Source organism: Streptomyces sp. NPDC041205 (assembly GCF_055591765.1).
Map to the genome: position 1 here is coordinate 97849 of NZ_JBVIZH010000011.1, position 17854 is coordinate 115702.

General features: G+C 72.4%; 15 protein-coding genes. 6 read left to right on the forward strand and 9 right to left on the reverse strand.

The window, feature by feature from the left end; translation table 11 throughout:
• Positions 1–82: 82 nt before the first annotated feature.
• Positions 83–676 carry an isopentenyl-diphosphate Delta-isomerase gene (idi, locus tag ACZ6BG_RS33980; RefSeq protein ID WP_469008691.1) on the forward strand — a complete coding sequence of 198 codons (594 nt, stop codon included), beginning with the start codon at positions 83–85 and terminating at the stop codon, positions 674–676.
• 47 nt (positions 677–723) lie between these two features.
• Here idi and ACZ6BG_RS33985 read toward each other — a convergent pair whose 3' ends face one another.
• Positions 724–1200, reverse strand: a complete 477-nt coding sequence (locus ACZ6BG_RS33985) for an ATP-binding protein (RefSeq protein WP_469008693.1) — start codon at positions 1198–1200, stop codon at positions 724–726.
• A gap of 141 nt (positions 1201–1341) precedes the next feature.
• Positions 1342–2028, reverse strand: a complete 687-nt coding sequence (locus ACZ6BG_RS33990) for an HdeD family acid-resistance protein (RefSeq protein WP_469008696.1) — start codon at positions 2026–2028, stop codon at positions 1342–1344.
• 74 nt (positions 2029–2102) lie between these two features.
• Here ACZ6BG_RS33990 and ACZ6BG_RS33995 point away from each other — a divergent pair, with 74 nt between their 5' ends.
• On the forward strand, positions 2103–2918 hold the full coding sequence (locus ACZ6BG_RS33995) for an enoyl-CoA hydratase/isomerase family protein (protein ID WP_469008699.1): 816 nt from the start codon (positions 2103–2105) through the stop codon (positions 2916–2918).
• Here the strand turns inward: ACZ6BG_RS33995 and ACZ6BG_RS34000 are convergent.
• Both ACZ6BG_RS34000 and ACZ6BG_RS34005 read right to left on the reverse strand, forming a co-directional pair.
• The gene (locus ACZ6BG_RS34000) at positions 2893–3540 is read right to left on the reverse strand and encodes a DJ-1/PfpI family protein (RefSeq protein ID WP_469008701.1); all 648 of its coding nucleotides are present in this window, start codon (positions 3538–3540) and stop codon (positions 2893–2895) included. The two genes, ACZ6BG_RS33995 and ACZ6BG_RS34000, sit on opposite strands and share 26 nt — an antisense overlap.
• 80 nt (positions 3541–3620) lie before the next feature.
• Positions 3621–4610 (reverse strand): GlxA family transcriptional regulator, encoded by a 990-nt coding sequence (locus ACZ6BG_RS34005; RefSeq protein ID WP_469008703.1) that lies wholly within the window; start codon positions 4608–4610, stop codon positions 3621–3623.
• Positions 4611–4788: 178 nt separating this feature from the next.
• Here ACZ6BG_RS34005 and ACZ6BG_RS34010 point away from each other — a divergent pair, with 178 nt between their 5' ends.
• The 3 genes from ACZ6BG_RS34010 to ACZ6BG_RS34020 all read left to right on the forward strand — a co-directional run bounded on the left by ACZ6BG_RS34010 (position 4789) and on the right by ACZ6BG_RS34020 (position 8437).
• The gene (locus ACZ6BG_RS34010) at positions 4789–5682 is read left to right on the forward strand and encodes an SCO6745 family protein (protein WP_469008705.1); all 894 of its coding nucleotides are present in this window, start codon (positions 4789–4791) and stop codon (positions 5680–5682) included.
• A gap of 102 nt (positions 5683–5784) precedes the next feature.
• On the forward strand, positions 5785–5928 hold the full coding sequence (locus tag ACZ6BG_RS34015) for an LPFR motif small protein (protein WP_469008708.1): 144 nt from the start codon (positions 5785–5787) through the stop codon (positions 5926–5928).
• Positions 5929–6016: 88 nt separating this feature from the next.
• Entirely contained in the window at positions 6017–8437 is a 2421-nt protein-coding gene (locus ACZ6BG_RS34020; protein ID WP_469008711.1) for a Tex family protein, read from the forward strand.
• 167 nt (positions 8438–8604) lie between these two features.
• Here the strand turns inward: ACZ6BG_RS34020 and ACZ6BG_RS34025 are convergent, their stop codons facing one another.
• Positions 8605–10248, reverse strand: coding sequence for an ABC-F family ATP-binding cassette domain-containing protein (locus ACZ6BG_RS34025; RefSeq protein ID WP_469008714.1), 1644 nt, complete (start codon positions 10246–10248; stop codon positions 8605–8607).
• Positions 10249–10396: 148 nt separating this feature from the next.
• Positions 10397–11503 carry an oxidoreductase gene (locus ACZ6BG_RS34030; protein ID WP_469008716.1) on the reverse strand — a complete coding sequence of 369 codons (1107 nt, stop codon included), beginning with the start codon at positions 11501–11503 and terminating at the stop codon, positions 10397–10399.
• 66 nt (positions 11504–11569) lie between these two features.
• Here ACZ6BG_RS34030 and ACZ6BG_RS34035 point away from each other — a divergent pair, with 66 nt between their 5' ends.
• Positions 11570–12535, forward strand: coding sequence for an FAD-dependent oxidoreductase (locus ACZ6BG_RS34035; RefSeq protein ID WP_469008719.1), 966 nt, complete (start codon positions 11570–11572; stop codon positions 12533–12535).
• A 105-nt stretch (positions 12536–12640) separates the two neighbouring features.
• Here ACZ6BG_RS34035 and ACZ6BG_RS34040 read toward each other — a convergent pair whose 3' ends face one another.
• The 3 genes from ACZ6BG_RS34040 to ACZ6BG_RS34050 form a co-directional block, all read right to left on the reverse strand.
• Positions 12641–14329, reverse strand: a complete 1689-nt coding sequence (locus ACZ6BG_RS34040) for a BCCT family transporter (RefSeq protein ID WP_469008722.1) — start codon at positions 14327–14329, stop codon at positions 12641–12643.
• Positions 14330–14460: 131 nt separating this feature from the next.
• Entirely contained in the window at positions 14461–15744 is a 1284-nt protein-coding gene (locus ACZ6BG_RS34045; RefSeq protein ID WP_469008724.1) for a M14 family metallopeptidase, read from the reverse strand.
• Positions 15741–17741: a Xaa-Pro dipeptidyl-peptidase gene (locus ACZ6BG_RS34050; protein WP_469008726.1), complete on the reverse strand. Its 2001-nt coding sequence runs from the start codon at positions 17739–17741 to the stop codon at positions 15741–15743. The genes ACZ6BG_RS34045 and ACZ6BG_RS34050 overlap by 4 nt, the downstream gene beginning before the upstream one ends.
• Positions 17742–17854 lie beyond the last annotated feature (113 nt).

Sequence of the window (17854 nt, forward strand, 5' to 3'; positions counted from 1 at the left end):
GACATGCGGGACCCCCGGAGTGCCGGGAGAGCCCCTGTCGTACGGCAGACTTGGCCATCCGAGACCGAAGCGAAGGATGGGTATGCCGATCACACCTGCCACCGCGGCGAACAGCTCGTCGAACGGCACCGCAGAAACAATCTTGCTGGAGCTCGTCGACGAGGACGGCAGGACGATCGGCACGGCGGAGAAGCTTGCCGCGCATCAGGCGCCCGGACAGTTGCACCGGGCGTTCTCCGTCTTCCTCTTCGACGAGCAGGGACGGCTGCTGCTGCAGCAGCGGGCGCTCGGCAAGTACCACTCCCCCGGCGTCTGGTCGAACACCTGCTGCGGGCACCCGTACCCCGGCGAGGCTCCGTTCGCGGCCGCCGCCCGACGCACCTTCGAGGAGCTCGGCGTCTCGCCGTCGCTGCTCGCCGAGGCGGGCACGGTGCGCTACAACCACCCGGACCCGGAGTCGGGCCTGGTGGAGCAGGAGTTCAACCACCTCTTCGTGGGCATGGTGCAGGCCGAGCTGCGCCCGGACGCGAGCGAGGTGGGCGACACCGCGTTCGTGACCGCCGCGGAGCTGGCGGAGCGGCACGCGAAGGCGCCGTTCTCCGCGTGGTTCATGACCGTCCTCGACGCGGCGCGGCCCGCGATCAAGGAGCTGACGGGGCCGGGCGCGGGCTGGTAGCAGCCCGGCGAGCCTCGGATCCCGTCGGGCCCGAGGTCCCCCGAGACTCAGATCCCGTTGGTTTTCAGGGGCAAGGCCGCCCAGATGACCTTGCCCCCGCTGGCCGTGTGCTCGACGTCGCACGCGCCGCCCGCCTCGCGGGTGATCTCACGCACGAGGAGCAGCCCGCGGCCGCCGGTCTGGCCGTGGTCGGCCTCCAGCGCCGTCGGGCGGTAGGGGTGGTTGTCCTCCACGGAGACCCGCACCCACTCCGCGCCGACCGCGACCTCCACGGCGAGCATCGGCGACAGCAGCGCCGCGTGCCGCACCGCGTTGGTGACCAGCTCGGAGACGATCAGCAGGAGCCCCTGCACCAGTTCGTCCGGTGCGGGCACCCCCTGACGCGCGAGCAGATCGCGCACCGCGTGCCGTGCCTGGGGCACCGAGGCGTCGACGGCGGGGGCGGTGAACCGCCACACGCCCTCGTACGACACCCGTCCACCTCCCCCGGGGAGCGGGCCCGGCCCTCTCCCGTCGTTCCCCATTGCCCGGTCCCCGCCCTCGCGCTCGGTTGTCACCACACGTCGAGTGTTGGTAACGCGCTGGTCCGTACCGCGCTACTGACCAGAAGTCAGCGACTATCGACGGGTTTTGATCGCCCCCGCGTGCCGTCGTCAGTTGTGCGACTACTCCTGCCCTTCTTGTTCCGCCTTCAAGGGTTCTTCAGCTTGTACGGCTTGCGGGGTGCCGCCGTCGCCGCCGGCGCGCTCCGAGACCAGGCTGATCAGGCGCCGCCCGCCGACGGCCGTCGCGATCAGGCCGAGGCCGTCGAAGAGCAGCGCGAGGGAGAAGAAGCAGCCGATGACGTACTGGCTGCTGCTCGGCCAGTCGCCGAGCACGAGCACGCCGAGCAGCACGCCGAAGGCGCCTTGCAGCAGCGTGACCGCCATCTGCGGTCCGCGCACCACCAGGCTGCCGACGAGCCGGAACACCCCGCCGGTGAGGAAGAGCAGCGCCGCGAACATCGTCAGCGCCTCCGCGGCCACGTCGGGCCTGCGGATGACGACGACGCCCGCCGCGAGGTTCAGCGCGGCGACCACCACACCGAGCCAGAAGAAGTTCGTGCCGCGCGACTGCACCGCGTGCAGCAGCGCCACCATGCCGCCCACCAGGAGCAGCCAGCCGAACAGCAGCATCGAGGTGAGCGTGGCCACCCCGACGTACACGATGCCGATGAGCCCGCCGAGGACGAGAATCGCGCCGAGCACGGCGAGCCAGCCGAAGCTGCGCCTGAGCCGGGCTCCCTCGGCCGTGCCACCGGTACCGTCAGTACCGGCCCGGGCCGCCTTCCTGCGTGTTCCGCCGAGCACCATGAGGGCCTCCGTCCGCCGTGCGAAGCCGCCCCTTCTTGATCGTACGTTCGGTGGGTGCGGATAGCATCCGGCGCATGGAGCCGCAGCTGAGGCACGCCGTCGCCGACGGCGTCGCCACCGTCGTCATCGACCATCAGGCCAAGCGCAACGCCATGACGGCGGACATGTGGCGCGCGCTGCCGCCGCTGCTCGCGGCGCTCGCCGCGGACCCCGCCGTGCGGGCGCTGGTCCTGACCGGCGCCGGGGACACGTTCTGCGCGGGCGCCGACATCTCCTCGCTGCGCGAGGAACCCGCCCGCGCCCAGGAACTCGCGGTACGGGCCGAGGAGGCCCTCGCGGCCTTCCCCAAACCGACGCTCGCGGCGGTGCGCGGGTTCTGCGTGGGCGGCGGCTGCCAGCTGGCGGCGGCCTGCGACCTGCGGTTCGCCGACGAGGACGCGGTGTTCGCGGTCACCCCGGCGAAGCTCGGCATCGTCTACCCGGCGTCGACCACGCGCCGCCTGGTGTCCCTCGTGGGGCCCTCGACCGCCAAGTACCTGCTGTTCTCCGGCGAGTCGATCGACACCGGGCGGGCGCTGCGCAGCGGGCTCGTGGACGAGGTGCTGCCCGCTGGGGAACTGCGGGCGCGGGTCGCGGAGTTCACGCGGATCCTGGCCGCGCGTTCGCTGCTCACGCAGGCGGCGGCGAAGGAGTTCGCGTCCCTGGCCGGTGGTCCTGGCGACCCCGGAGGCGCGGACACGGGGGCCGTGCGGGAGGCCCACTGGGCGGAGCAGATGCGCGAGAGCGGCGACACCGCCGAGGGTGTCGCCGCCTTCCTGGAGCGCAGGCAGCCGCGCTTCGTCTGGACTCCGCCCGAGGTCCCGGCTACGCGGACTGCTCCTCTTCGCTGAACCGGCTGCGGCCGCGGAACATCTCGACGAGGTGGGCGGGCGCCTTCTCCGGCGACCCCGCGTCGTAGGGCGGCTGCGGGTCGTACTCCATCATCAGCTGCACGGCCTGGGCGCGTTCGTCGCCCGCGATCCTGCCGACCAGCGCGAGGCCCATGTCGATGCCGGACGAGACACCGGCCGCCGTGACGTACTTCCCGTCGAACACCACCCGCCGCCCCGTCGAGCGCACGCCGACCTTGTCCAGTTCCTCCAGGGCCAGCCAGTGCGAAGTCGCCTCACGGCCCTTCAGGAGCCCGGCGGCTGCGAGGGCCAGGGAGCCCGTGCACACGGACGTCGTCCAGGTGCTGGCCGCGTCGACGGTACGCAGCCAGCCGAGCAGCGACTCGTTCTCCATCTGGTCGCTCTGGCCGGGGCCGCCGGGGACCACCACGATGTCCGGGCTCTGCACCTCGTCGAAGGTCTTGTCGGCGACGAGGCCGAGCTGTCCGGTGTCGTCGCGCACGGGCCCGGCCTGCTCCGCCACGAAGACGACCTCGGCGTCCGGGAGTCCGGCGAGCGTCTGGAAGGGGCCGATGGCGTCGAGGGCGGTGAAGCGCTCGTACAGGGCTATGGCGATCTGCATGTGGGCTCTCCTCGGGAGGCGGGTCGGATGACGGTGTGCGGTCAGATGGTCAGGTGGCCAAGGGGTCAGGTGGTGGGTGGTCACGCGGGGGCGGTGCGGGGGCTGTGGAAGCGGCGGCGGTACTCGGCCGGTGCCGTGCCGAGCGCCTTGACGAAGGCGCGGCGCATGGCCTCCGGGGTGCCGTAGCCGCAGGTGCGCGAGACCTCCTCGACGCCGTCGGAGGTGTCCTCCAGGAGTCGGCGGGCGTGCTCGACGCGGACGCGGTCGACGTACTTGCCCGGCGTCATGCCGGTCTCCGCCTGGAAGGCGCGGGCGAAGTGCCGGGGCGAGAGCCGGGCGCGCTCCGCGAGGGACTCCACGCTCAGATCGCCCCCGGGATGCTCGGTGATCCACTGCTGGACCTCGCGCAGCGGCTCACGACGGGCCGTCTGCACCGACAACTGGGCGCTGAACTGCGCCTGGTTGCCCGGCCGGCGCAGGAACACGACGAGGAAGCGCGCGATGGTCAGCGCCGTGTCCCGGCCCAGGTCCTCCTCGACGAGGGCGAGCGCCAGGTCGATGCCCGCCGTGACGCCCGCCGAGGTCGACACGTGCCCGTCCCGTACGTAGATCGGGTCGGGGTCCACGTCGATCTCAGGGTGGTCCCGGGCGAGTTTGTCGCAGTACGCCCAGTGGGTCGTCGCGCGGCGGCCGTCGAGCAGGCCCGCGCGTGCCAGCAGGACGGCCCCGGTGCAGACCGAGATCAGCCGCTCGGCGAGCGGGGCGTGCGCCCGCAGCCAGGCGACCAGGGCCTCGTCCTCGTCCCTGGTGCCCGCGCCGCCGGGCACCAGGACGGTGTGCGGCACCGGGGCACCGGCCCGGCCCGAGTACTCCGTGAGCGAGGAGTCAGGGACCAGCGTGAGCCCGCTCGACGTCCGCACGGGGGCGCCGTCGAGGGAGGCGGTGCGCACCCGGTACGGCGGGGCGTCGGGGTGGTGGTGGCTCGCGCCCGTGAACACCTCGGCGGGGCCCGTGACGTCGAGGCTCTGGACGCCGTCGAAGAGGACGATCAGGACGGTTCGCTGCTCCATGCCCACGATTCTTGGGGTGCGGCGGGATGGCCGCAATGACGGGCAGCCCACCTTTCCTGCCATGGGTGGCTGCTGGCGGTGTTCGGCCCGCATGCCTGCCCGGCGCCGGAGCCCGGGAAGTCCCGTACGTCGCCGGGAACCCCTTCACCTCATACCGACCAGTCGGTAACGTGTGGCCATGACCTCTTCGACGACCTCCGCCCCGGTCGGCGCGGCGCTGCCCCCGCGCGCGGGACGGCGCTGCCACAACGTGCTCAATGCCCTCCACACCACGCACTACTTCTCCCCGGACGTGGGCCGCGAGCTGGCCCCGCTCGGCATCACCCACCCGAAAGCCGTCAACTTCGCCATCCGGGCGGCGGCACTGGGAGCCGTGGGCGCGGGCACCGTGACGGCCACGTTCTACAACTACGAGCCGGAGACGGTCGCCCGGTTCGTGCCGGAGATCTGGCGCACCGCCGCCCCCGAGGACGTCCTCGCCGCCCGGCTGCGCGCCGTGGACACGACGCTGCGGCGGCTGCTCGGGGACAAGGCGGTGGCGTCCCCGGAGATGGCGGAGGCGGCCCGGCTCGCGCTGCGGGCCACGGAGGCCTGTTCGCCGGGCGGCCGCCCGCTGTACGCCGCGCACGCCGCCCTCGCCGTGCCCGCCGAGCCGCACCTGGCCTACTGGCACGCGGCGACGCTGCTGCGCGAGCACCGCGGCGACGGCCACCTGGCCGTGCTCCTGGACGCCGAACTCGACCCGGTCGAGGCGCTGGTGAGCCACACCGCGACGGGCAAGAGCATGACGCCCACGTGGAACCTCAACACCCGGGGCTGGACCCGCGAGCACTGGGACGCGGCCGTCGAGCGGCTGCGCGGGCGCGGACTCGTGGACGCCGACGGCGAGCTGACGGAGTCCGGCGTCGCCCTGCGCAAGCAGATCGAGGAGCGCACGGACCGCCTGGACCGGGCGCCCTACGAACACCTCGGCGCGGCGGACGTGGAGCGGCTCACAGAACTGGGCACGGTGTTCGCCGGGGCGGCGCTGGAGGCGGGGGCGTTCCCCGCGGACCTGCTCGGCAAGGGCTGAGCGGCTCCCGAAGCATGCGCCTCGGGGCCGGGGGTACTCGCGCGTCACCCGGCCCCGAGGGAGCTTCCCCGCCGAGGGCCGGGAGACGGAAGGAGAATCCTCGTGTTCCGAGCCATAGCAGACGTGCTGCGACAGATCGGCGGAGCGATCGCCACGGTGGTCACGCTGCCGTTCCGGGCGCTGGCCCGGCTGTTCTCCGGGGCGTCGCGCTCCGGAAGCCGACCGCGCCGCTCCCGCCGGGTCTGACCGCCCCGCCCCGGGTCTGACTGCCTCACTGTCGGTGCCACCTGCCACAATTGGGGGGGCAACCCCAGTGAGAAGGCGGTACCGGAACGTGACGACCACCCCAGCGTCCATCGAAGGCAGGATCGCCGAGGAACTCGGCGTGCGGGAGCGGCAGGTGAAGGCCGCCGTGGACCTGCTCGACGGCGGGTCGACGGTGCCCTTCATCGCGCGCTACCGCAAGGAAGCCACCGAGATGCTCGACGACGCGCAGCTGCGCACGCTCGAGGAGCGGCTGCGCTACCTGCGGGAGCTGGAGGAGCGGCGGAGCGCCATCCTCGACTCGGTGCGCGAGCAGGGCAAGCTCACCGCCGAGCTGGAGGCCCGTATCCGCGAGGCCGACACGAAGGCCCGCCTGGAGGACATCTACCTGCCGTTCAAGCCGAAGCGGCGGACCAAGGCGCAGATCGCCCGCGAGGCCGGTCTCGAACCGCTGGCCGAGGGGCTGCTCGGGGACCCGACGGTGGAGCCGCAGGCCGCGGCCGCCGCGTTCGTCGACGCGGAGAAGGGCGTCGCCGATGCGCAGGCCGCCCTGGACGGCGCCCGCGCCATTCTCACCGAGCGGTTCTCCGAGGACGCCGACCTCATCGGCGAGCTGCGCGAGCGCATGTGGGTGCGCGGCCGCCTCGCCGCGAAGGTGCGCGACGGCAAGGAGGAGGCGGGCGCGAAGTTCGCCGACTACTTCGACTTCGCCGAGCCGTTCACGGAGCTGCCCTCGCACCGCGTGCTCGCGATGCTGCGCGGCGAGAAGGAGGACGTGCTCGACCTGGTCCTGGAGCCGGAGGAGGCCACCGAGGGCCCGTCCTCGTACGAGGGATCGATCGCCCAGCGCTTCGGCATCGCCGACCGCGGCAGGCCCGCCGACAAGTGGCTGGCGGACACGGTGCGCTGGGCCTGGCGGACCCGTGTCCTGGTGCACCTCGGCATCGACCTGCGCCTTCGGCTGCGCACGGCCGCCGAGGACGAGGCAGTGCGGGTGTTCGCCGCGAACCTGCGCGACCTGCTGCTCGCCGCCCCGGCGGGCACGCGCGCGACCCTTGGCCTCGACCCCGGTTTCCGTACGGGCGTGAAGGTCGCCGTCGTGGACGCCACCGGCAAGGTCGTGGCGACGGACACGATCCACCCGCACGTCCCGGCGAACAAGTGGGACAAGGCCCTGGCGACCCTCGCGCGGCTCGCGAAGGAGCACGACGTCGACCTGGTGGCGATCGGCAACGGCACGGCGTCCCGCGAGACGGACAAGCTCGCCGGTGAACTCATCACCAAGCACCCCGAGTTGAAGCTCACGAAGGTGATGGTGTCCGAGGCGGGCGCTTCGGTGTACTCGGCGTCGGCGTTCGCCTCGCAGGAGCTGCCGGAGCTCGATGTGTCGCTGCGCGGCGCGGTGTCGATCGCCCGGCGCCTGCAGGACCCGCTCGCCGAGCTGGTGAAGATCGACCCGAAGTCGATCGGCGTCGGGCAGTACCAGCACGACCTGTCCGAGGTGAAGCTGTCCCGCTCCCTCGACGCGGTCGTCGAGGACTGTGTGAACGGCGTGGGCGTGGACGTGAACACGGCGTCCGCCCCGCTGCTCGCCCGGGTCTCCGGCATCGGCTCCGGCCTCGCCGAGAACATCGTGGCGCACCGCGACGCGAACGGCCCCTTCAAGAGCCGCAAGGGCCTCAAGGACGTGCCCCGGCTCGGCCCGAAGGCCTACGAGCAGTGCGCGGGCTTCCTGCGCATCCTGGGCGGCGAGGACCCCCTGGACGCCTCCAGCGTGCACCCCGAGGCGTATCCCGTGGTGCGGCGGATGGCGGGCACCGCGGGCGGCGCCGTCGGCTCGCTGATCGGCGACACGGCCACGCTGCGGTCCCTGCGGCCCGCCGACTTCGTCGACGACGTGTTCGGCCTGCCGACCGTCACGGACATCCTCAAGGAGTTGGAGAAGCCCGGGCGCGACCCGCGTCCCGCCTTCAAGACGGCCACCTTCAAGGACGGCGTCGAGAAGATCTCCGACCTCACGTCCGGCATGGTCCTCGAAGGCGTCGTCACGAACGTCGCCGCGTTCGGCGCGTTCGTCGACGTCGGCGTCCACCAGGACGGCCTCGTGCACGTCTCCGCGATGTCCAAGACCTTCGTCAAGGACCCCCGGGACGTGGTGAAGCCCGGCGACATCGTCAAGGTGAAGGTCCTCGACATCGACGTGCCGCGCAAGCGGATCTCGCTGACGCTGCGCCTCGACGACGAGGCTGCCCCGCAGGACGCCTCCGCGCCGGGCACCGGCGGCCGCAAGGAGCGCGGCGGCCGTCCCCCGCAGCAGCGCGGCGAGCGCGGCCGAGGCGGCGGCAAGCAGGGCCAGGGCGGCGGCCGGGACCAGGGCGGCCGCGGCGGCCGACCCCAGCAGCGGCAGCAGCGGCAGGCCCCACCGCCCGCGAACGACGCGATGGCGGAGGCCCTGCGGCGCGCGGGTCTGGTGGACCCCAAGCAGCGCTGACGCGCGGGGCTCCGGGGCGCCCGGAGGAACGGAGGTCACGGTGGCAGCCGCCTGAGGGCGGCTGCCACCGTGACGAGCCGTCAGGTCGGCTGCGGCGGCGGCCGACGCGACAGCCGTCAGGCCCTCGTGGTCGTCAGGCCGTCGCAGCCGTCAGACCGTCGTGGCCCTCAGCGGGCCGGTTCCGCCACCTTGCCCTCCGACACCTCCAGGCGGCGCGTCACGTTGACCGCGTCGAGCATGCGGCGGTCGTGGGTGACCAGGAGGAGCGTGCCGGTGTAGGAGTCGAGGGCCGACTCCAGTTGTTCGATGGCGGGCAGGTCCAGGTGGTTGGTGGGCTCGTCCAGGACCAGGAGGTTCACGCCTCTGCCCTGGAGCAGGGCCAGCGCCGCGCGCGTGCGCTCGCCCGGTGACAGGGTCACCGCGGGGCGCAGCACGTGGTCCGCCTTCAGGCCGAACTTGGCGAGGAGCGTGCGGACTTCCGCCGGGTCGGTGTCGGGCACCGCAGCCCGGAACGCGTCGAGCAGCGACTCCGCGCCGTGGAACAGCGCCCGGGCCTGGTCGACCTCGCCCACGACGACACCCGAGCCGAGCGCGGCATGGCCCTCGTCCACGGCCACGCGGCCGAGCAGGGCGGCCAGGAGCGTGGACTTGCCCGAGCCGTTGGCGCCGGTGATGGCGACGCGGTCGGCCCAGTCGAGCTGGAGGTCGACCGGGCCGAGCGCGAAGGAGCCGCGGCGGACGACCGCCCCGCGCAGCGTGGCCACGACCGTGCCGGAGCGCGGCGCCGCGGCGATCTCCATCCGGAGCTGCCACTCCTTGCGCGGCTCGTCGACGACGTCCAGGCGCTCGATCATGCGCTGGGTCTGGCGTGCCTTCGCCGCCTGCTTCTCGCTGGCCTCGCTGCGGAACTTGCGGCCGAGCTTGTCGCTGTCGGTGGCCTTGCGGCGGGCGTTCTTCACGCCCTTGTCCATCCAGGTCCGCTGCATCTGGGCGCGGTCCTGGAGGGCGGCGCGCTTGTCGGCGTACTCCTCGTAGTCGTCGCGGGCGTGCCTGCGGGCGACCTCGCGCTCCTCCAGATACGCCTCGTAGCCGCCGCCGTAGAGGTTGATCTGCTGCTGGGCCAGGTCGAGTTCCAGGATCTTGGTGACCGTGCGGGTCAGGAACTCGCGGTCGTGGCTCACGACGACGGTGCCCGCGCGCAGGCCCCGGACGAAGGCCTCCAGGCGGTCCAGGCCCGCCAGGTCCAGGTCGTTGGTGGGCTCGTCGAGCAGGAACACGTCGTACCGGGACAGCAGCAGCGAGGCGAGGCCCGCGCGCGCCGCCTGGCCGCCGGAGAGCGCCGTCATCGGCTGGTCCAGGCGCACGCCGAGGCCTAGCGACTCGGCCACTTCCTCGGCACGTTCGTCCAGGTCCGCGCCGCCGAGGGCGAGCCAGCGCTCCAGGCTGTGCGCGTACGCGTCGTCGGCGCCGGGCGCGCCCGCCACGAGGAGTTCGGTGGCCTCGTCCATGGCGGTCTGCGCCGCGGTGACACCGGTGCGCCGGGCCAGGAACGCCTGGATGGTCTCGCCCGGGCGGCGGTCGGGCTCCTGGGGCAGGTGGCCCACGGAGGCGGTCGGCGGGGAGAGGCCGACGCGTCCGGACTCCGGAGTGTCCAGGCCCGCGAGGAGGCGGAGCAGCGTGGACTTCCCGGCGCCGTTGGCGCCCACCAGGCCGATGACGTCGCCAGGGGCGACGACGAGGTCCAGGCCCTCGAAGAGGGTGCGGTCGCCGTGGCCGGCGGCGAGTTCTTTCGCGACAAGAGTGGCGTTCATCAGGCCCTGAGCCTAATGCGCGGGGGTGGGGTGCGGTGGGGGTGGTACCGGGGCGCGGGGGCGGCGCGTCGCGGCGGCGGGGCGGCGAGCGGCGGGACCGCGGGCTTCGGGCACCCCCGGCAGCCCCCGCCCCGCCGAGTCCCTCACCTCAGGACGAAGCCGCCGACACCAACACGCTGTCCGGCGTCCGCGCCACCACGTAGCGGGCCCTGTCCGGCAGGGCCACCCGATGCTCGCCGGGTTCCAGGACCTCGTCGAGGACTTCGTGGACGCGGGTGCGGTAGAGGCGGTCGAGGCGGTAGACGGTGAGCCGGACCCGGCACGTGGAGGTGACCTCGGTGACCACGCTGTCGCCGGTCATCGCGAGCCGCGTCAGGCGGCGCTGCGCCCGCGGGCTGCGGTCGAGGGCGTACTCGATCTGGGCGACGAGCAGCGGGACGATGGGCGCGAGGCCTTCCACGAACGCGATGTCGACGCCCGCGTCCTCGAACGACGCCCGCACCGCGTCCCGGGTCCGCGCGGGCACCTCCCGCGCGAACGCCACCGCCCCGTACGTCCGCAGCTCCTCCGCCGGTACCCCCGTCGCGTCCGCCGCGATCTCCGCGCCGATGCCGATGGTGCGCAGCGCCGCCGCGAGCTTCGCGTTCAGCGCCACCCGTGCCCCGATGAGCAGCACCCGCCGCCCGGCACCCGGCGCGACCCCGTTGAGCAGCCGCCCCAGCTCCGCCCGGTACTCGCCGCCGCGGAAGCGGAACGGCCCTATGCCGTGGTAGCCGTTGAGCTCCAGGTCGGCGTGCTCGGAGGTCTGCCAGGCGAAGTCGCGCCACACATAGTCGTCAGTGCCGTCATCGTCGGCACCCTCATCGACGTCGCCGCCGTCATCGACGCCGTCGGCCCCGTCTGCGGCCTCCTCCGCCGAAGCCCCGGCACCGCCCCGCGTCCGTTCGATCACCGCCGTGACGGCCCCGCACTCGAGGCCCTCGCACTCGGGACAGCCGTAGATCACGTACCGCCCGTCCGTCAGCGGGGCCTCGGCCTCCAGGAGGAGGCGGCGCACATGGGCCGTGAAGATCGCCGGAGGGATGTCGGACGCCAGCGGGGACACCGCGTCGAGGTCGGCGAGCTGGAACAGCAGCGGGCGGCCGTTCACGATGAAGTCGACGAATTCGCGGTGCACTTGGTAGTCACCGCCTGCGAGAACTCCACCGGCGCGCATCGCCGGTGCCAGGCCGAAGGTCGCATACTCGGCAGACATGCTGTGAGTATCCCCACCCGGTACGGGGTCTGAGCACGGCATGGTGTGTTCCGCTACGTTTCCGGGATGGGTGGGACGGAAAAGTCGGATGTGACGATCATCGGCGCCGGGGTCATCGGCCTCACCACGGCCGTGGTGCTCGCGGAGCGCGGCCGCCGCGTCCGGGTCTGGACCCGGGACCCGGTCGAGCGCACGACCTCGGCTGTTGCGGGCGGCCTGTGGTGGCCCTACCGCATCGAACCCGAGGCGCTGGTCGGCGAGTGGTCGGTGCGCTCGCTCGCGGTGTACGAGGAGTTGTCGGCCGACGCGGAGCACACGGGCGTACGCATGGTCGAGGGCGTACACGCCGGGATCCACTTGGACGGTCTGGGGTCGTGGGCCGCGCGGGTGCGGGGGCTGCGCGCGGCGACACCCGAGGAGTACGCGGGCGGCGGGCTGTGGGCGCAGCTGCCGCTGATCGACATGCCGACGCACCTGGCGTGGCTGCGGGAGCGGCTGCTCGCGGCGGGCGGCACGGTCGAGGAGCGGACGGCGAAGAGCCTCGACGAGGCGCTCGACGGGGCCCCTTGCGTCGTCAACTGCTCGGGGCTCGGTGCCCGGGACCTCGTACCGGGCGACGGGGTACGTCCCGTGCGGGGGCAGCTGGTGCTCGTGGAGAACCCCGGGATCCGTACGTGGTTCACGGCCGCTGACACCGCGTCGGCGACGACGACGTACGTGATGCCGCAGCCCGGGCGGCTGGTGCTCGGCGGGACGGCCGACGACGGTGACTGGTCCTTGGAGCCCGATCCGGCGGTGGCGAAGGAGATCGTCGAGCGGTGCGCGCGGGTGCGGCCGGAGATCGCGACGGCCCGGGTCATCGGGCACCGGGTGGGGCTGCGGCCCGGGCGTGCGTCGGTGCGCCTGGAGTGCGAAGCGCGTGACGGCGGGCGGGTGCTCGTGCACAACTACGGGCACGGCGGGGCCGGGGTGACCGTGGCGTGGGGCTGCGCCGGGGAGGCGGCGCGGCTCGTGGAGGAAGCCACTGCCTGAGATCCGCCACCAGCAGCACGGCCCCGCACCTGTCGGCACCGCTGCCACGAAAGCCGTACCGGCCACGGCGCGAGCGCCGTGGCCGGTACGGGATCTCAGCGGATCTCAGCGAGCCGGATCGGGCTGCTGTTCGGCGCCCGAGTCGGTGTCCGTGTCGTCCCCGTTCTCGGCCGGGCCGATCCGGAGCTCGAACTCGCCGACGCCGTACTGCTCGTGACCGGCGATGACGGCCTTCTCGACGGCCTCAGTGCCGTGCTCGCCCCGGACGATCAGCGGGTCGTGGCGCAGATCGCGCATGAGCGCCACACACATCCCGATCATGACCAGGGTGAAGGGCGCCGCCACCAGGATCGTCAGATTCTGCAAGCCCGTGAGGGCGTTGTCCTTCCCGTCGCCGATGAGCAGCATGATCGCCGCCACGGCTCCCGTGACCACGCCCCAGAAGATCACCACGAGGCGTCCGGGTTCGAGCGAACCCTTCTGGGAGAGCGTGCCCATGACGATCGAGGCGGCGTCCGCCCCGGACACGAAGAAGATGCCGACGAGGATCATCACGAGCAGGCTGGTGGCCGTCGCGATGGGGTACTCGTGCAGCAGACCGAACAGCTGCGCCTCCGCGGTGTCGTCACCCTTGAAGCCGCCGCCCTCCTTGACCTTTATGGCGCTGCCGCCGAAGACCGCGAACCACAGCAGGCTGACCGTGCTGGGCACGAGGATGACGCCGCCCACGAACTGCCGGATGGTGCGCCCGCGGCTGATGCGGGCGATGAACATGCCGACGAACGGCGTCCACGAGATCCACCAGGCCCAGTAGAAGACCGTCCAGCTGCCCAGCCAGGCCGAGACACCCTCACCGCTCGATGCCTCCGTGCGCCCGATGAGCTGGGGCAGGTCGCCCAGATAGGAGCCGATGGAGGTGGGGATCAGGTCGAGGATGATGACGGTCGGGCCCGCGATGAAGACGAACACGACCAGGACCAGGGCGAGCACCATGTTGATGTTCGACAGCCACTGGATGCCCTTCTCCACGCCGGACACCGCCGAGGCCACGAACGCCACGGTCAGCACGGCGATGACGGAGATGAGCAGCCCGGTGGTCGCCTTGTCCCGCCAGTCCAGCTCCTCGATGCCACTGCCGATCTGGAGCGCGCCGAGGCCGAGGGAGGCCGCGGAGCCGAAGAGCGTGGCGAGGATGGCGAGGATGTCGATGACCCGGCCCCACGTGCCGTGGGCGTGCTTCTCGCCGATGAGCGGGACGAAGACGGAGCTGATGGTCTGGCGCCGGTTCCGCCGGAAGGTGCTGTAGGCGATGGCGAGACCCACGACCGCGTAGATCGCCCACGGGTGCAGCGTCCAGTGGAAGAGGGTCGTCGCCATGGAGGTCTCCATGGCGGCGGCCTTGTCCGCGGGGTCGGTGCCGGGCGGCGGCGTGGAGAAGTGCGCGAGCGGTTCGCTCACGCCGTAGAACATCAGACCGATGCCCATACCGGCGCTGAACATCATCGCGACCCAGGACACGGTGCGGAACTCGGGTTCCTCACCCTCCTTGCCGAGCGTGATCTTGCCGTACCGGCTGACCGCCAGCCACAGCGCGAAGACCACGAAGCCGGACGCCGCCAGCATGAAGGCCCAACCACCGTTGTGGATCAGACCTTCGAGCATGTCGGACGAGATGTCTTCGAGGGTGTCCGTGGCGACGGCGCCCCACACGACGAACGCCAGGGTGAGCCCGGCGGTCACGCCGAAGACCACCCGGTCGGTCTGTGGGGACCGGCCGACGGAGGGGCCCGCCACTGACGGCGGGCCTCCTCCGCCGTCCGCTTTCTCTGTTTCCTGGGTCACAGGTGCACCTTTCGCGGAGTCGTTGATCGACCTTCGGTTCTTCTCCGCTACCCCCTACCACATGTGACGTGCGCTCCGATGCCTCAACAGTCGGTGTCGGGCTGCCCGGTGACGAGGTGGTACGGCGCGCGTTCGTCCAGGAGCAGCGGGACGAGTGCGCGCGCGGGCTGCCGCAGCGGCACGAGGGCGCCCGCGCCGTCCCGCTTCACGGTAACGCCGTGGAGGCCGAGTTCATCCTTGACGTCGGCGAACTGTTGCGGCGTCAGGCGGTAGCCGCACGCCGGGTCCTTGATGATCTCGGCGGGCTCCGCCGGGTCGTTGTCGGCGCCGCCCAGGTAGACGGGTCCTCGGTCGCGCAGGCCCGCGAGCCGGGACGCGGTGCTCGCCGCCTCCAGGCGCCACCGGTGCTCGTCGGCGTACGAGAACAAGCCGGTGAGTGCCGAGAGTTGCGAGCGCACCCGGCGCCGGTTGTTCAGGGCCTCGTCGTTCTTCTCGGCGTCGGTGAGGGGGTCGACGCGGCTTTCTATGAGCAGTCCGGCGGCGTGCTTGAGGCCGGAGGCGTTGCGCAGGATGCGCTCCTGGCCGTCGCCCGCGACCTGCTTGATCGGCTCGCCGGTGACCGGGTCGGTCCAGATGCCGTACGTGCCCGTGGTGTAGCCGTCGGCTTCGGCGGCGGGCCGGACGTAGTCGAGCGAGAGCTTCTTGGCCTCGTCGTGCACCGCGCCGTAGGTGTTCAGGTTGCGCGGCCAGAGGTCGAAGAGGTCCTTGTCGTAGTACTTGGGCGTGGCCCCGTACTCGTGCAGGTCGTAGATGGCGTCGGGCTCGTGGTCTCGGATGACGGCGGCCAGGGCGCGGCCCTCGGCGGTGGCCAGGGCGATGTGGTCGCGGTTGATGTCGACGCCGTCGGAGTTGCCGCGGGTGTTGGCGGCGCGGCCGTCGGGGTTCGCGGTGGGCACGACGAGGAGGGTGGTGCGGGACAGGAAGCGCCGGGTCTTCTTGTCCTTGGCGTACGCCAGGTCGCGGATGGTGGTGAGGCAGGCGTCGCGGCCGGACGGCTCGTCGCCGTGCTGGCTGCAGACGAGCAGCACGGTGCTCGCGGTGCGGCGCTCACCGATCCGCACCAGTTGCACGGGCCGGTCCTGCTTGGTCGTGCCGATGCGGGACACCGACACCCGGTCGGTGGCCTTGTCGATCGTTCTCAGGAGCCGCTGCTCCTCGGGCTGGCTGGTCCAGCGCGCCCCGTTGCTCTCCTCGAAGCCGGTGCGCGGCGGCGTGGGCGGGGCCGCCTGCGCGGGGGCCGTCAGGAGGGGGGCGGCGAGGGCGGCACAGGCCGCGGCCAGGGCCACGGCACGGATGCGGGGGGTCATGAGGTGCGGCCTCCAGGGATGGGGGTGATCAGGCGCGGCTCCGCGACGCCCTCGAGCCGGGACTCGCGCGGGATGGTGCTGTGCGGGGTCGTGGCGAGGGCCTTGGCGCCGCCGACGAGCGGGACCCGCAGGGCGGTGCGGGCGAGGTCGACGGTCAGGGTCGGGGTGTCGGCGGGGGGCTGGATGAGGTTGCGGTCGGTGCCGCCGACGATCAGTGCGAGCCGGTGGCCCTTCGGTACGACGTGGTCGCTCGCGGCCAGGTCGAGGGTGATGGTGTACGGCTTGCCGGGGGTCAGCGGCTCCCCCTGGTCGGAGGCGTGGTTGCCGAGGTCGGCCCAGCCGCGGCTGAAGATGGTGTAGTCGACGGCGGCGGTCCTGGCCTCGGTGTTCTTGAAGCAGGAGCTGTCGCCGGCCGTGCTCGATCCCCAGCAGGAGCGGTCGGGAAGCGTGTTGATGCCCTCGTCGTCGTGGGCGTAGTCGCGGATGGTGTCGGGGCCGAGGTCGACGAGGACGGCGCTCAGATGGGCCGTGCGGGTCGTCGGAGTGACGGTGACCTTCACCTGTGAGGAGCCGGAGACGCGCAGGTCACGGGCGAGCGGCCGGGTGGTGAAACCGGCCTTGGCGGGCGTGGACGAGTCGATCGTCGCGGCCCAGTCGGTCTCGCTGAGCCGTCGGTCGTCGGTGAACGTCTCGGTGCCCTCGCCGGGACGGGTGCCGAGGGTGCCGACGCCGGGCGCGCTGCCCTTGGCGGGGCGCAGCGCCGTGGTCTTGGTGGCACGCGGCGGCCAGGTGCGGTCGGTGGTCCAGCGGTCGGGGGCGCGCTCGATGTCGGCCATGGGCTCGCGGTCGATGCCGTTGCGGTGGCCGAGGAGTTCATGGTCGAACCAGCGGTGCAGGGTGCGCACCCAGTCGGCGCGCCGGAAGTCGAAGGGGTCGACGTGGCCGGCCTGGCTCAGCCAGATCTTGCGCTGCACACCGGCGTCGGCGAGGGCGTCCCACCACTGCCCGAAGTGCTTGGTGCGCACGTTCAGGTCCTGCTGGCCGTGGACGACGAAGACGCTGGCCTTGACCTTGCGGGCGTCCGGCACGTGGTCGCGCTCGGTCCACAGCGGGGTCCAGTCGCCGGTGCGGGGCGCGCCCTGGATCAGGCGCTGCTTGACGTGGCCGCAGCGGGCCGCGGCCTCGGGGCTCTCCACGCCGCGCGCGAGCCCGTCGGGGCCGCTGTTGAACAGCGGGGCGCCCTTGGCGAAGTAGTAGTCGTACCAGGAGGAGATGGCGCCGATCGGCACGATCGTCTCCAGGCCCTCGACGCCGGTCGCGGCGACGCCGTTGGCGATGGTGCCGTCGTAGCTCTTGCCGATCATGCCGGTGCGGCCGTTGGTCCAGCGCGCGTCGGTCCGCTTCTCGCCGGTGCGCGAGGTGTAGCCGTGGGCGCGGCCGTTGAGCCAGTCGACGACGGCCTTGGCGGACTGGACGTCGGAGCGGCCGCCGATGTCGACGCAGCCGTAGGAGCGGTTGGTGCCCGCGAGGTCGACGGCGACGAAGGCGTAGCCGCGGGGCACGAAGTAGTTGTCGTAGTACAGCGGGAACTGCACGGGGTTGCCGTTGGCGTCGTACGTCTTCTTCTGGCTCTCGTTGCCGCGCCCGCAGCAGGAGTAGTACGGGCTGGCGTCCATGATGACGGGTATCTTCCGGCCCTTGGCGGCCGGTTCGCGGGGCCGGACTATGTCGACGGCGACACGGTCGGTCTTTCCGTTCGCGTCGCCGTCGATCCGGGTGTCGACCCACACGGACTCGCGTATCGCGTCCGCGTAGGAGTAGACGGGTCTGCTCTCCTCGGCCCGTGCGGCGCTCCCGGTCTCCGGGCCGCGCGGCGCGGAGTGTGCCGCGCCGCCCGGGGACAGGAGCGTGGCGAGGAGGGCGGCGAGGGCCGCTGCCAGGAGCGTTCTCCACATCGGCAAGGTCGCAAGGCGCGTGTGTCGCGCGCGTATCGGCATGGCGCGGAAGGTACACGCGTCAACAGCCGTCGGATAGAGGGCCGTAGACGTATCGGAAAGGTCCATGGGACGTGATCGCACATGTCGGCCGAATGGCGATCGTGTGACATATG

Bases quoted from the DNA above. Each gene is read 5' to 3' on its own strand.
- ACZ6BG_RS33995 (WP_469008699.1), top strand. From the start codon at position 2,103: ATGGAGCCGCAGCTGAGGCACGCCGTCGCCGACGGCGTCGCCACCGTC.
- ACZ6BG_RS34005 (WP_469008703.1), bottom strand. From the start codon at position 4,610: ATGGAGCAGCGAACCGTCCTGATCGTCCTCTTCGACGGCGTCCAGAGC.
- ACZ6BG_RS34030 (WP_469008716.1), bottom strand. From the start codon at position 11,503: ATGTCTGCCGAGTATGCGACCTTCGGCCTGGCACCGGCGATGCGCGCC.
- ACZ6BG_RS34035 (WP_469008719.1), top strand. From the start codon at position 11,570: ATGGGTGGGACGGAAAAGTCGGATGTGACGATCATCGGCGCCGGGGTC.
- ACZ6BG_RS33985 (WP_469008693.1), bottom strand. From the start codon at position 1,200: ATGGGGAACGACGGGAGAGGGCCGGGCCCGCTCCCCGGGGGAGGTGGA.
- ACZ6BG_RS33990 (WP_469008696.1), bottom strand. From the start codon at position 2,028: ATGGTGCTCGGCGGAACACGCAGGAAGGCGGCCCGGGCCGGTACTGAC.
- idi (WP_469008691.1), top strand. From the start codon at position 83: ATGCCGATCACACCTGCCACCGCGGCGAACAGCTCGTCGAACGGCACC.
- ACZ6BG_RS34045 (WP_469008724.1), bottom strand. From the start codon at position 15,744: ATGACCCCCCGCATCCGTGCCGTGGCCCTGGCCGCGGCCTGTGCCGCC.
- ACZ6BG_RS34000 (WP_469008701.1), bottom strand. From the start codon at position 3,540: ATGCAGATCGCCATAGCCCTGTACGAGCGCTTCACCGCCCTCGACGCC.
- ACZ6BG_RS34025 (WP_469008714.1), bottom strand. From the start codon at position 10,248: ATGAACGCCACTCTTGTCGCGAAAGAACTCGCCGCCGGCCACGGCGAC.
- ACZ6BG_RS34010 (WP_469008705.1), top strand. From the start codon at position 4,789: ATGACCTCTTCGACGACCTCCGCCCCGGTCGGCGCGGCGCTGCCCCCG.
- ACZ6BG_RS34050 (WP_469008726.1), bottom strand. From the start codon at position 17,741: ATGCCGATACGCGCGCGACACACGCGCCTTGCGACCTTGCCGATGTGG.